Consider the following 14,061-nt stretch of genomic DNA (forward strand, 5'->3'; position numbering starts at 1 on the left):
TGTTTTCATTTCATTCTACTGCTGTCCATACCCTTCAAACTTCTTCGACAAATTCTCCATCTCGTCTTCTGGCAGTAATTTCGGTTCTCCGACACTTTTCGTTTGATAATAAATTTGAGCACAAAACTCTATTTCTTCTGCAATAGTAAACGCCATTTTTATATTATTTGCACCAGCCATTAAACCATGATTCGCAAGTAAAACTGCACGACGATCAATCATTCCTTCAAAAGCAGCCTCTGCTAATTGCTTCGTACCAAATGTTTCATATGGTGCACAGCGAACATTCGGACCTGCAAAAGCAATTAAATATGATACAGCAGGAAGTTCCCATCCTAATGATGCGATTGTCTTCGCATAAGGAGAATGTGTATGTACAAGCGCATTTATATCTTCACGATTTCTATAATAGATAAGGTGCATATCTAATTCGCTTGATGGTTTTCTCTCTCCTTCTATCACTTCACCATCTAAATTCAATATAACTACATCTTCAGGCGTCGTTTCATAATAATCTAGACCACTTGGGCTAATTGCAACAAGACCTTGTTCACGATTGAAAATACTAATATTACCGCCAGTCCCCTTTGTTAAACCACTAGAAATCATTTTCTTTCCGTACGCTACAACTTCTTCTCTTTCTTTTTGCAGTAACATATACATCCCCCTAGTAAGAAACTTATGATGACTATTTTTCTAAAAACTATCTACTTATTGAAATAGCTTTTTTAAATTCTCCATAAACGGTGCTCTCACAATTCCTTTTTCCGTAATAATCGCTGTTATATTTTCATATGGCGTGACATCAAATGCCGGATTGTATACTTTACTTTCTTGCGGAGCAGAGTATTGTCCGAAACGATTGATCACTTCAGAAGCATCCCTTTCTTCAATTGGAATTTCTTTTCCTGTCAGTGTTTTCAAATCAATTGTCGGCGTTGGTGCTGCTACATAAAACGGAATGTTGTAGTATTTAGCTAAAATAGATACGCCTAATGTTCCAATTTTATTTGCTACATCCCCATTTGCTGCTACGCGGTCACATCCAACGATTACCGCATCAATTTTCCCTTGTGACATGACCATTGCTGCCATATTATCTGTAATGACCGTTACATCAATTCCCGCTCGCTGCAGTTCTAATGCCGTTAACGTTGAACCTTGTAATCTAGGGCGTGTTTCATCGGAATAGATTTTTAAGTCCCATCCTTTTTCTTTCGCTAAGTACATTGGAGCTGTCGCAGTACCATACTTAGTCGTTGCTAACGCACCTGCATTACAATGCGTTAATACCCCCATGCCATCATGGAATAATGTTAATGCATGTTCTCCAATTTGACGGTTAATTTCTTCATCTTCTCTATGAATCTCTTTTGCTTCTTCTAATAATCTATCTTTCAACTGCGCAATTGATAAGTGAGCATTCTCTTTCGCGACACTTTCCATTCTTTCAAGCGCCCAAAATAAATTTACTGCCGTCGGTCTTGATGTCGCTAAGTATGCACATACCTTTTTTACTTGCGCTATGAATTCTTCCGCCGAACTTTCCGCAACTTCCTTTACTCCTAAATACACACCGTAGGCTGCTGAAACACCTATTGCCGGCGCTCCTCGTACTTTCATTACTTGAATCGCATCCCACACACCCTCAGCCGTTTTAAAAGATTCATAGACTATTTCGTTCGGTAATACCGTTTGATCCAATAACACTAAAGCATCATCTTTCCACTGAATTGGTATTAATTGCTCTGCCATCATCTTCTCCCCTTATTTCGCACTATGCATTGACTGTTTTTTTAACGTTTCTACAAAGCTGCTACCTGTTTTATATTGATTCGCTTGTAAAATAAACTTCTTCGCTGTCTGAAGACAAATTCGCTCCGCTCTAGCACGCGCCTCTTCATTCTCAATACAAGTCATATCCTTTACCTTCGCTAGACCAACAATACGACGAATTAACTCAAGACCCGTCACTGCAGCTGTATCCTCTAATACAGATTGTAAATAAACTCGGTTAAAGCCTTCTTCCTTCGCCATAATCTCTGTCACATGAATATCCCAAGCATCTAAAAACTTCTTCTTAAATAAATCAATTACATCTATCATGGTAGATTCTATCCAGTTCATATATGTATCTTTCTCAATACCAGATTGCATCACTGCATCTGCATTCACCCATGCAAACATTAAATTCGCCATTATATTCCCAACGTCATATCCCATAGGTCCATAAAAAGCAAATTCAGGATCAATAACCTTTGTAGAATCACTTTTTACAAAAACAGAACCAGTATGTAAATCACCGTGAAGTAGCGCTTGTGCATTCGTCATAAACGAAAACTTAAGTTTTGCTACTTCCATACGAAGCTCTTTATCACTATAAATATGCTCCCTAATCCATCCTTCATTTAATTGAAACAATTCGTTGCGTTTATTATGGTTTGTGAATGGCTCTGAATATACGAGGTCCTCTGTAATCTCACATAACTCAGGATTTATATAATTCTTCATGAGTTCCTTCTTCTCTTTATGATTCATTACAACATCTGATGTTAATAGAAGAGTATTTACCATAAAAGTAGTTAAATCATCAGCAAGCCTCGGAAACATTTGATGATTTATGAGTGCTGTACGCAATATTGTGTGATCTGATAAATCTTCCATCACGCAACAATTCATCACACTATCGAACAAATATACATTTGGCACGAGTCCAGGTGCTAATTCTCCTTCTAATCGTAAAACATCTGATTCTATACGGATTCGATTCGTCGACAACTTAAACTCATCTGAAATACGCGCTGTATCCCCAGCTTGTTTTACAATGACAGAAATACTCTTCTGTTCATCACAAACGCGGAACACATAATTTAAATTACCATCACCTATTTCTTTACACTTTAGCCCCTTTGCATGCTCGAACTTAGGTAATTTCTCTTGCACATATGCAATCACATCTTTAGCTTCCATTAAAAAATACTTCGTGAACTTAGACATGGTTTCCCCTCCATACCAAATGTAAACGTTTTCTAAAAGCCGTAAAAAATAATAGACTGAAACTTTTTCAATCTATACTATATCTTCTCTATTGCAATACATATCTCGCTTTTATTATATCTTGTTAGAAATGAGCGTCAATGTTTCTATTTCTCATTGCAATATACTTCTTATTATATATATTTATGATGACAATAATTGTTCACAAAGATTCCGATACATTTTGTTTTATTTATTGCACAATTCTTTGTAAAATAGAAGTAAGCAGTTCCTTTTCAAATCCACAACTTCTAAGAAATATTTCCTTCCTAAGAATTTATACTTACACTATGTCTCTAACATACACACTACTCTTTCAAACACTCATTGAAAATTTATGACTTGAAAATTACCTTTTAATTCCCTAGCAGCCTTAATTGAGAATAAATATTAATTAAATTGGTATAAAGTTGGTTTATTCTCTTGACAAAATAACCACTTCTATATGATAATTAATATCGAATTAGAATTATTATAGTTAATTAAAAAATATATTTTATGAGCAAACTAATTTCCGATGCTCAAAACCAACCTTTAGGAGGAATTTTAATATGTTATTAATCGGCACAGAAGTAAAACCGTTTAAAGCTAATGCTTACCATAATGGAGAATTTATCCAAGTTACTGACGAAAGTTTAAAAGGAAAATGGAGCGTAGTTTGTTTCTACCCAGCAGACTTCACATTCGTTTGTCCAACTGAACTTGAAGACTTACAAAACCAATACGCAACTCTAAAAGACTTAGGCGTTGAAGTATACTCTGTATCTACAGACACTCACTTCACTCACAAAGCATGGCATGATAGCTCAGAAACTATCGGCAAAATCGAATACATTATGATTGGTGACCCAACTCGCACAATCACTACAAACTTCAACGTTTTAATGGAAGAAGAAGGTCTTGCTGCTCGTGGTACATTCATCATCGATCCAGACGGCATTATCCAATCTATGGAAATCAATGCTGACGGTATCGGCCGTGACGCAAGCATCCTTGTTAACAAAATTAAAGCAGCTCAATACGTACGTAACAACCCAGGTGAAGTTTGCCCAGCTAAATGGCAAGAGGGTTCTGCAACACTTAAACCAAGCCTTGACCTTGTAGGCAAAATCTAAGGAGTTCGATCAAAATGATACTAGATGCAGATATAAAAACACAACTATCCCAATACCTTCAGTTAATGGAGAACGATATTTTACTTAAAGTAAGCGCAGGAGACGATAACGTATCTAAAGATATGTTATCTCTAGTAGATGAATTAGCTACTATGTCATCTAAGATTACAGTAGAAAAAGTTGAACTAGAGAGAACACCAAGCTTTAGCGTAAATCGCCCTGGTGAAGAAACTGGTGTCGTATTCGCTGGTATTCCATTAGGACACGAATTTACTTCATTAGTGTTAGCTTTACTACAAGTTAGTGGACGTGCTCCAAAAGTTGAACAAAAATTAATCGATCAAATCAAAAACATTCAAGGCGAATATCATTTTGAATCTTATATCAGCCTAAGTTGTCATAACTGTCCTGATGTTGTACAAGCTCTTAACGTGATGAGCGTTCTAAACTCTAGTATTACACATACTATGATTGATGGCGCTGCATTTAAAGAGGAAGTAGAAAGTAAAGACATCATGGCAGTACCAACTGTTTACCTAAACGGCGAATCTTTCGGAAGCGGTCGTATGACACTTGAAGAAATTTTAGCTAAAATGGGTAACGGTCTAGATGCATCAGAGCTTTCTGATAAAGATCCATACGATGTTCTTGTTGTTGGTGGCGGCCCAGCTGGTGCAAGTGCAGCAATTTATGCAGCACGTAAAGGCATCCGCACTGGTATCGTTGCTGAGCGCTTCGGTGGCCAAGTAATGGATACTATGGGTATTGAGAACTTCATCAGCGTAAAACGCACTGAAGGTCCTAAGCTAGTAGCAAGCCTTGAAGAGCACGTAAAAGAATACGACATCGATGTAATGAATCTACAACGTGCGAAACGTTTAGAGAAAAAAGAACTTATTGAAGTGGAACTTGAAAACGGCGCTATTCTGAAAAGTAAGAGCGTAATCGTTTCAACAGGTGCTCGCTGGCGTAATGTTGGCGTACCGGGTGAAGCTGAGTTCAAAAACAAAGGTGTAGCATACTGCCCACACTGTGACGGTCCATTATTCATCGGAAAAGATGTAGCGGTTATCGGCGGTGGTAACTCTGGTATTGAAGCAGCTATCGACTTAGCAGGTATTGTTAAGCACGTAACTGTTCTTGAATTCATGCCAGAATTAAAAGCTGATGCTGTATTACAAGAACGTCTTAACAGCTTACCTAACGTAACTGTTCTGAAAAACGTTCAAACGAAAGAAATCACTGGTACTGATAAAGTAAACGGTATTTCTTACATCGATCGTGAAACTGAAGAAGTACACCATGTTGAATTACAAGGTGTATTCGTTCAAATCGGTCTCGTGCCAAACACAGACTGGTTAGGCGAAACAGTTGAACGCGTTCGCGGTGAAATCGTAACAGACAAGCACGGCGCTACAAACGTACCAGGAGTGTTTGGTGCAGGTGACTGTACAAATAATCCGTACAAACAAATCATCATCTCTATGGGTTCAGGTGCGAATGCAGCTTTAGGTGCATTTGATTACTTAATCCGTAACTAATTATATAGATGTGAGTAAAAGACGCGCTACCTATTGGTAGCGCGTCTTTTTTATTACATTGTATGTAAATGGTCGTCAAATGCCTTCCAACATATTAAATCATACGGTGGTTCTATATCTAATACTACATTTATATCTTCTGCTACTACTTGTATTCTTTTGGCCGGGGTATCTCTTTTTCCTGAAGAATAAATAGCAAGCTTAATTATTTCCTGCTTTCCATCTTCATAAATCCTTTTCTTTAAGTCTAATTGGTCAATTTGTTCTTTTGAAGGAATCTCATTCCCTTCCCAATCACACATTTCAAATAGAGGATATCGATCCCCGTACCATTCCTCAATAATCTCAATGACTTTAAGAATAATATAATTCCCCGATACTAATTCGTAACTAACAGCATCGCCTGCTTTTAAAGAAGTATTCGCTATAAATCGCTTCGGTACTTTTTTAGCTTGTGGCTGCGGAGAATGTAACTGTTCTCTAAGTTTATTTAACACTACTTCACGTTTTCTCTGTAATTTAGGTTCATCCTCCCAGCGGGATAAATCTGCACCACTCTCTATTATTTGCAATGCCTCAAGTTTAACATTCTCTTGAAGTCTTCCTAACTTCCATTGTATGCAAGCAAATGCTAGCCAAAAAACAATAATCTCTTCATCATCTAGTTCAGTCAGGTATTCCTCAATTACAATCCTACTTGCTTCTTCATTTGAATATTCATTTCCTAACAAATCCTTATAAATTAACTGAATATCTTTAGCAATATCATCTGACAATATCGCTACTCCCCAAGCCCCCATACATTAACGCTCCAATCTATACACTAAAAATCTCTCATTCCCATTCTTCTCATAAGCACCCGGTAATCTTATTTCCTTCTTCAATTCAAATGCAGTCTGATTCTCCAAGAAGAAAATATAATCTTCAGAAGGGTAGTATAAAATAATATCAATTTCTCTTTCCACCGCTTCCACTGAAAGCAAAATGTTATTTACTACATTCATAAACACTTGGACAGAAAATGGATTGAAGAAATAAAACCGGTTATCACGTGGATCAATCTCATATTCCTGTGCTAAACAACATTCAAACCGAATTTTATCTTTACTGTTTTTTACCTTCCTGGCATAACGCTCACGGTTTTCCATCGCTTCTTTATAAAACTCTTCATTCATTTCAATCCCAACCGCTGAAGCACCACACTTATGGTGCATGTAAAAGTTTAATCGTCCTTTTCCGCACCCAAAGTCTACAATTCGATCGCTACTTGTTATTTCATATTGATTCAATAACTCATCTAATCCGCTATATGGCGTCGGTTCATAACGGTGATAATGCATAGACTTATTAAATCCTTTTTGCTCCCCGACAGTTTTTATATGTAATACAGCATCGTAATATTGTTCGTTCATTCGTTTGCTCCTATTAAGAAATATTACTATTATTATACACCACGTACTGAATGCTCATTTTCATCAAATTAATTGGTACGTGAAATTATATTATCGCGAAATCGAATATATCGACTTAACAACAACTTCCTACCCAAAAAAAACAGGAGCTTTCTAGCCCCTGTCTTCTAATACTTTCAATACAGTTTGTTTCAATATTTCTACTCCATCCATTATACAGCTATGATCAAACTTCATATACGGATGGTGTAATCCAGGTTGTAAGTTCGCCCCTAGTCCAAGCATGACAGCTTTTAAATGGGGTCTTTTCACTGTATAGTAATGGAAATCATCGCTTCCTGTCGTATACAGTGGTCCAGTGCATCCCTCTTCCCCGTACACTTCAAGAATGCCTTTCCGCATGAAACGCTCAGCTTCTTCTGACACTTCAGCTCCTGGTGCGAGATCGATCCACTCATAAGAAAGTTTAGATCCCATTGATTCAGCTGACTGAATTACTTGCTCTATTTTTCGCTTCAATTCATCTAGTAATATGTTATTTTCTGCTCTTACATCTAAACTAAAGTGCCCGTTACCTGGAATAATATTTAGATTATCACCACCAGCTTGGCATCTCGTCATCTTAACAGAATAAGACGTCTGCGGCGGTAACCATATATTTTTCAATCCAATATTGATCATCGAAATGACATCAATTGCATTTATACCTTGATGTGGGCGTGCCCCGTGTGCATCATCTCCATGAATCATCCCTTCTAAAAATCCTGCAGCTCCGTGACGAATAGATGGTGCAGCTTGTTTCAAAGGCAGTTCTTCAATTGGCCTTAAATGAACACCAAATAAGAAATCTGCATCATCCACGGCGCCCTTCTCTACCATCTTTAAGGAACCATTTCCTTTTTCCTCTGCCGGCTGAAAAATAAATCTAACAGTACCGCTATCCCATCTCATATTTTTCAATTGTAAAATAAGGCCCATCACAATTGTCATATGAGCATCGTGGCCGCATGAGTGATTCGCTTTAAATTCTCCGTCTACTTCTTGCCATAGTGCATCCATATCAGCACGAATCGCGATAACTGGATTCCCTCTTCCGATTTCAGCAATCACGCCAGGGCAATCATCAAATATTTTATATGAAATTCCTTCTTCTTTTAGAAAGTTAGTAATATAAGCTGTCGTTTCATATTCCTTCCAACTTACTTCAGGGTTTTCATGTAAATGCTGAAAAATTTCAGTTAAACGCTCTTGTAGTTCTAATGTTTTCAACTTTTCATTCTCCTTCCCAAATTACAAACCATTAAAGTTAATTATATTTCTGAAAAAACAGATGTTTTTATGAACATATTGAATTTTAAGAAAAAAGTCAATTATTTATTTTAAAATGCTATTAATACCAATATTTACTCATTTTATAAAGATATTTATACAGATAGAACATTCCTTATTTTCTGTTTTTTGTTGACGCTTGCATATATCTTTAGTTATTATAACTTAATAAACGTCTATTTTGCGACAATTCTAAAAATACAAACATACATAATGAGGAGGCAGTTTATGAAAAGAGAAATACCTTTTGGCATAGCAATAATCCCTATTATCATTACAGTTGCAGTTATGATGGTTACAATTGTTGTATTAAAACAAAGCCCTCACGTCCCACTTATTATCGGTACAACCGTTGCTTCTATCGTCGCTTGGCGATACGGTTACAAATGGAATGACATTGAAGAATCGATGTATAAAGGAATTCGCCTTGCATTACCCGCTATCGTTATCATTATTCTAGTAGGTTTAACGATCGGTGCTTGGATTGGCGGTGGAATCGTCGCTACTATGATTTATTACGGCTTAAAACTTTTAACTCCATCACTATTTTTAGTTTCAATTACAATTATTTGTTCTATCGTTGCATTAGCAATCGGTAGCTCCTGGTCTACAATGGGAACAATTGGTGTTGCTGGAATGGGAATTGGCCTAAGTATGGGAATCCCAGCTCCAATGGTTGCCGGTGCTATAATTTCCGGTTCTTATTTTGGCGATAAAATGTCACCGCTTTCAGACACGACAAACTTAGCCGCAGGATTAACAAATACAGATTTATTCACACATATTCGTCACATGTTATTTACTACAATTCCAGGTTTAATTATTACTCTTATCGTTTATGCGTTCTTAGGAAGAAGCTTTGGCGATAACAATATTGATTCAAAAAGCATCGATCAAACGTTACAAGTATTGCAACAAAACTTTGTTATCTCACCTTTTCTATTAATTATACCAGTAGTTGTTATGGTATTGGTCGCTAAAAAAGTCCCTGCTATACCAGCTATTCTCGTAGGTGTTATTTTAGGATTCTTATCACAAGTCTTTATTCAAGGTGGTTCTGTCTCATCAGCTGTCGGTGCACTCCAAAGTGGATTTGTTATAGACACTGGAAATAAGCTAGTAGACGAACTATTTAACCGTGGTGGCTTAAGCTCTATGATGAATACAGTTTCTATGACAATTGTCGCTATGACTTTCGGAGGAGTACTAGAACATACTGGCATTCTTCGCTCAATTGTAAATCAAATTTTAAAATTAGCGACATCAGCAAAGGGACTTATCGCTTCTACTATCGCATCTTGCTTTGCAACGAATCTTACTTGCTCTGAACAATATATTTCGATTGTTGTTCCTTCAAGAATGTATGCAAATGCGTACACAGAAAAAGGACTACATTCTAAAAATTTATCCAGAGCATTAGAAGATGGTGGAACATTAACTTCTGTTTTCGTACCTTGGAATACATGTGGTGTATTTATACTCGCAACACTTGGTGTAGGCGCATTCGAATATGCTCCTTATGCTATATTGAATTTCATCGTACCTATTATCTCAATCATTTATGGTATAACTGGCTTCACAATCACGAAGCTATCTGATATTGAAAAAGCAGACCTACTGAAAAAACAAAAAGCACAACTAGAAGCTTAAAATTTTTGAAACGAATACGATGGTAAATTCAGCTCATATATTGCGCGAGGGCGCCCTTGTTGATAGGGCATTTCCTCGCCGCAAATATTGGCATATCTGTAATCAACTAATTTCTTTAACAGCCTTTCCGTCGATCGCCTAGTCACTTGTAAGTACTCAGAAAGATCCGCCGCTGTAAATTTCAATGATGGATGCGATTGACTAAACTGAATAATTTTTGACAAGTTTGCAGGGCTAAGCTTCGTTTCCTTCGCTATTTTCATTAATTCTGGATTATCGTTTTTTAAACTTTGTACTCTCTGTTCTTTCGGGAACGGACCAAATAATTCTTTATCACTTGTTAGTATATAAAAGCAGCGTTCTATCGGATTATTTTTTGCGAAACCTTGAGCGATTTTTGCATTTTGTTCCGCTTCATTTACTGTTTTTCCGTAACCAAATCCAATAGATACAGCTCCTTCTATATTCGTAAATAAAAGATCTATCGTATTTGTTTTTGTACTCGATTCGATATCACCACGAGTTGTATACAAAATAAAAGTCATTTCATCAACTTGTTTAAATGAACCACGTAATTCTTTTGAAATTATATTTAATTGTTCAAACGATTTTTCTTGTAACTCTATAAAGGATATAATACAAGCACCAACAGTAGCTGAATGGCTTTTTGCTAACTCAGCTTTTATTTTTGCATCTTTTAATCCATGTATAATTGATTGCGTTGGATCTATCATACGCTCTGAAGGAATACCTATTTTTTGAAGTTCATCGTAGACAGCGTGAATACTAGTTAAAGCTAAATCAGCCTCTCCTGATTGATATTTAGCTAAATGAAAATCAATGATTCTCTTAATTTCATCATTACTCCATAACACATTTTCATAATCCATCACTTGCGGAGTTTCTTTCAGACCGATATCATGGAACACATTTTTAATAAACGAACGATCTACTAAATCAATTGAAATTTTATGAGGTTGAATACTTTGATGATATATTATAGAAAGAAGTGAAGAAGCGACAGTTGTCTCGTCTTGCTGTAAGTACGTACTTGGAATTGGTAATTGTTCTCTTATTTCTTTTGCCATATAATAAGGTAGGGCACCCGAGAAAAAGATAACATCACAAGGTTTTAAACGCTTTAATAGTTCAGAAGATTCTGCCGGGTGAAGGTAAATATATGGATCAATCTCTATCTCTTCTAGTTTATGAGCAATAGGTAAAAGATTCTCCATAAACTCTTTTGAACCGACAACTGCAATTTTTATCATCATTTTCTCTAACTCCTTATCATTAATTAACGACTATTTAACGTCAACTATATCAAATGTACAAAACCATTGTAAACAGGAAGGGGTCTTTATTCAATGAAAATTACAGCTATTCACCTTTACGCAATTCGTTTACCGCTTCGCGATCCGTTTGTTATTAGTTATGGTTCTTATTCTGATATGCCTTCTATTATCGTCAAAATGGAAACAGATGAAGGTATTATCGGTTACGGTGAAGGCGTTGCTGATGATCACGTTACAGGTGAATCATGGGAAAGTACTTTCCATGTTTTAAAACATACACTAGCTCCTGCTCTAATTGGGAAAAATCCAATGAATATCGAAAAAATACACGATATGATGGACAATACAATTTACGGTATTCCTACTGCGAAAGCTGCGATTGATATCGCTTGTTTTGATATACTGGGTAAAAAACTAAATCAACCTGTATATCAATTAATTGGAGGACGCTACCATGAAGAATTTCCTGTCACTCACGTCTTAAGTATCGCCGATTCAGAAAATATGGCTGAAGAAGCGGCTTCCATGATTAAGAAAGGTTACCAATCTTTCAAAATGAAAGTCGGCACAAATGTAAAAGAAGATGTAAAACGAATTGAAGCTGTACGTGAACGTGTAGGAAATGATATCGCGATTCGTGTTGATGTAAACCAAGGCTGGAAAAATAGCGCAAACACATTAACAGCACTTCGTTCATTAGGTCATTTAAACATTGACTGGATTGAACAACCTGTTATAGCGGATGATATTGACGCAATGGCTCACATTCGTTCTAAAACAGACCTTCCGCTTATGATTGATGAAGGACTAAAAGGCTCTCGTGAAATGCGCCAAATTATTAAATTAGACGCAGCTGATAAAGTGAATATAAAACTAATGAAATGCGGCGGCATATATCCAGCTGTAAAACTCGCTCATCAAGCTGAAATGGCAGGTATTGAATGCCAAGTTGGATCCATGGTTGAATCATCTGTTGCCTCTTCCGCTGGATTCCATGTCGCTTTCTCAAAAAAAATCATTACTAGCGTCGAACTAACAGGACCATTAAAATTCACGAAAGACATCGGAAACTTACATTACGACGTACCATTTATTCGCTTGAACGAAAAGCCGGGACTCGGCATTGAAATAAACGAAAATACATTACAAGAATTAACCGTCTTTCAAGACGTTGTACGCTAAAGGAGGACTAACGCATGACGATTCTTTACGAAGGAAAATTAAAACAAAACAACGATTCATTTCACGTTACATTACTATCTTTAGAACATATGGAACAAATTTTATCATTACAAAACGTTATAGTTGAAGCGCTAGAAGATAAAGGTCGTTTACAACCACTCTCGCTAGAAGAATTTCAATACATTCTAGAAGGAAACGGCATGATGATCGGGGCGTTTATACAAAACGAGCTCATCGCATTTCGTGCCCTACTAGTCCCTCCTATCGACGATGAACATTTAGGGCTTGATATTGGTCTACCAGAAAGTGAACTACACCGCGTCATCTATCAAGAAATCTCAAACGTTCATCCGAACTGCCGAGGAAATGGCATGCAAAAAATATTAGCCACAGTCATCATGGATGAATTACAAAAAGAAGACAGCCAGTACGACTATGTTTGTTGCACCGTTGCACCTTTTAACATTCCTAGTTTAAAAGATAAGTTTGCGCAAGGGATGGAAATTGCTGCGCTGAAGGAGAAGTATGGCGGTAGTATGCGGTATGTTTTTGTGAAGGAATTGCGTAAGGACACAGAAAGAGATTGGACGAATGTTAAAAGTGTTCCGATGAGTGATGTTAGTGAAAAGCAAGCGTTACTTTCAGAGGGGTATCGTGGGTATGCGATGGAGAGAATAGACGATACTTTCACTGTGAAGTTTGGACGATAATCTATGTACAAAGAGAACCCTAATTCATTAGGGTTCTACTTTATTTCATTCCACAATCTAAAGTAATAACTAAACCGTCATCTTCCAACTCGATAACGCTAACCAGTTTTCCATTTCCTTATAATCAGGCATTATCTTCCCGACAAGACGCCAAAAAGAGCGATCATGATTTAAATGAACCATATGACACATTTCATGAACAACTACATAATCAATTACCCTCTGAGGTGCCATTGCTAGCTTCCAATTGAATGTTAACTGTAAATTCGAATCACAAGTTCCCCACGTACGACTACTATCTGTAATACGAATAGAACGCGGTTTTGTTTTAAAGTTACTTTGATACGCTTTAATACTCTTCTCTACTAATGCCTTGCACTGCTTATAGTAAAATCGTTTTAAAGCCTGCTGGATTTTCTCATCCTTAAGCTCATTCACATAAATGTGTAGCTTATCCCCTTCAAAAACTGCATTGTCTTGCGTAATACTTGCATCTTGAGAAATCTGTATCGGATACGTATTCCCTAAATACAGAAAGCCCTCTCCTTGATCATAACCCTTTTCCTGTGGTCCAAGCGCTCGATCCTGCATTTCCTTACGTGTTGCCTGAATCCAGTCCCATTTCTCCTCTAACAATTGGACTAAGTATTCAACAGGTGTTCCCTTTGGAGCCTGCACTTCCACATTTCCGTACGAATCTACAAAAAGACGCACCGACTTTTTCTTCTTATAAGTTATATGAAAATTAATTGTCTCACCTAAATATGTATGTACCATTTCATCACCTAGTG

Annotated in this window: 13 protein-coding genes; 5 read left to right on the forward strand and 8 right to left on the reverse strand. The window is 36.9% G+C overall.

Annotated features, from left to right (window positions below; translation table 11 throughout):
* Positions 1–15: 15 nt before the first annotated feature.
* Genes DET63_RS23545 through mtnK form a run of 3 tightly spaced genes read right to left on the reverse strand, consistent with a single transcriptional unit; the run spans position 16 to position 2,997 of the window.
* Positions 16–657 carry an L-fuculose-phosphate aldolase gene (locus DET63_RS23545; protein WP_002010177.1) on the reverse strand — a complete coding sequence of 214 codons (642 nt, stop codon included), beginning with the start codon at positions 655–657 and terminating at the stop codon, positions 16–18.
* Positions 658–711: 54 nt separating this feature from the next.
* Complete coding sequence (gene mtnA / locus DET63_RS23550) at positions 712–1,755, reverse strand: S-methyl-5-thioribose-1-phosphate isomerase (RefSeq protein WP_113938013.1); 1,044 nt, start codon at positions 1,753–1,755, stop codon at positions 712–714.
* A gap of 12 nt (positions 1,756–1,767) precedes the next feature.
* Positions 1,768–2,997 (reverse strand): S-methyl-5-thioribose kinase, encoded by a 1,230-nt coding sequence (gene mtnK, locus DET63_RS23555; RefSeq protein ID WP_113938014.1) that lies wholly within the window; start codon positions 2,995–2,997, stop codon positions 1,768–1,770.
* 590 nt (positions 2,998–3,587) lie between these two features.
* Here mtnK and ahpC point away from each other — a divergent pair.
* The gene (gene ahpC / locus DET63_RS23560; protein WP_000924419.1) at positions 3,588–4,151 is read left to right on the forward strand and encodes an alkyl hydroperoxide reductase subunit C; all 564 of its coding nucleotides are present in this window, start codon (positions 3,588–3,590) and stop codon (positions 4,149–4,151) included.
* Positions 4,152–4,165: 14 nt separating this feature from the next.
* A complete protein-coding gene (gene ahpF / locus DET63_RS23565) occupies positions 4,166–5,692 on the forward strand; it encodes an alkyl hydroperoxide reductase subunit F (RefSeq protein WP_113938015.1) in 1,527 nt (508 codons plus the stop codon).
* Between the two features lie 53 nt (positions 5,693–5,745).
* Here the strand turns inward: ahpF and DET63_RS23570 are convergent, their stop codons facing one another.
* From DET63_RS23570 to DET63_RS23580, 3 genes are all read right to left on the reverse strand, one after another.
* Complete coding sequence (locus DET63_RS23570) at positions 5,746–6,492, reverse strand: hypothetical protein (RefSeq protein ID WP_113938016.1); 747 nt, start codon at positions 6,490–6,492, stop codon at positions 5,746–5,748.
* 3 nt (positions 6,493–6,495) lie between these two features.
* Positions 6,496–7,104: an SAM-dependent methyltransferase gene (locus DET63_RS23575; RefSeq protein WP_113938017.1), complete on the reverse strand. Its 609-nt coding sequence runs from the start codon at positions 7,102–7,104 to the stop codon at positions 6,496–6,498.
* 153 nt (positions 7,105–7,257) lie between these two features.
* Positions 7,258–8,373: a M20 peptidase aminoacylase family protein gene (locus DET63_RS23580; protein WP_002159466.1), complete on the reverse strand. Its 1,116-nt coding sequence runs from the start codon at positions 8,371–8,373 to the stop codon at positions 7,258–7,260.
* A gap of 288 nt (positions 8,374–8,661) precedes the next feature.
* Between DET63_RS23580 and nhaC the strand changes: the two genes are divergently transcribed.
* Positions 8,662–10,083, forward strand: a complete 1,422-nt coding sequence (nhaC, locus tag DET63_RS23585) for a Na+/H+ antiporter NhaC (protein ID WP_016093442.1) — start codon at positions 8,662–8,664, stop codon at positions 10,081–10,083.
* Here nhaC and DET63_RS23590 read toward each other — a convergent pair.
* A complete protein-coding gene (locus DET63_RS23590) occupies positions 10,080–11,357 on the reverse strand; it encodes a transcriptional regulator (RefSeq protein ID WP_113938018.1) in 1,278 nt (425 codons plus the stop codon). The genes nhaC and DET63_RS23590 overlap by 4 nt on opposite strands.
* A gap of 93 nt (positions 11,358–11,450) precedes the next feature.
* Here DET63_RS23590 and DET63_RS23595 point away from each other — a divergent pair, with 93 nt between their 5' ends.
* Together DET63_RS23595 and DET63_RS23600 are read left to right on the forward strand one after the other, a co-directional pair.
* A complete protein-coding gene (locus DET63_RS23595; RefSeq protein WP_113938019.1) occupies positions 11,451–12,560 on the forward strand; it encodes a mandelate racemase/muconate lactonizing enzyme family protein in 1,110 nt (369 codons plus the stop codon).
* 14 nt (positions 12,561–12,574) lie between these two features.
* Positions 12,575–13,270 (forward strand): GNAT family N-acetyltransferase, encoded by a 696-nt coding sequence (locus DET63_RS23600; RefSeq protein WP_113938020.1) that lies wholly within the window; start codon positions 12,575–12,577, stop codon positions 13,268–13,270.
* A 69-nt stretch (positions 13,271–13,339) separates the two neighbouring features.
* Here the strand turns inward: DET63_RS23600 and DET63_RS23605 are convergent, their stop codons facing one another.
* Entirely contained in the window at positions 13,340–14,047 is a 708-nt protein-coding gene (locus tag DET63_RS23605) for a M48 family metallopeptidase (protein ID WP_113938021.1), read from the reverse strand.
* Between the last annotated feature and the right edge of the window lie 14 nt (positions 14,048–14,061).

This window comes from Bacillus sp. DB-2 (assembly GCF_003315125.1).
In the GTDB taxonomy this organism is placed as follows: Bacteria; Bacillota; Bacilli; order Bacillales; family Bacillaceae_G; genus Bacillus_A; species Bacillus_A mycoides.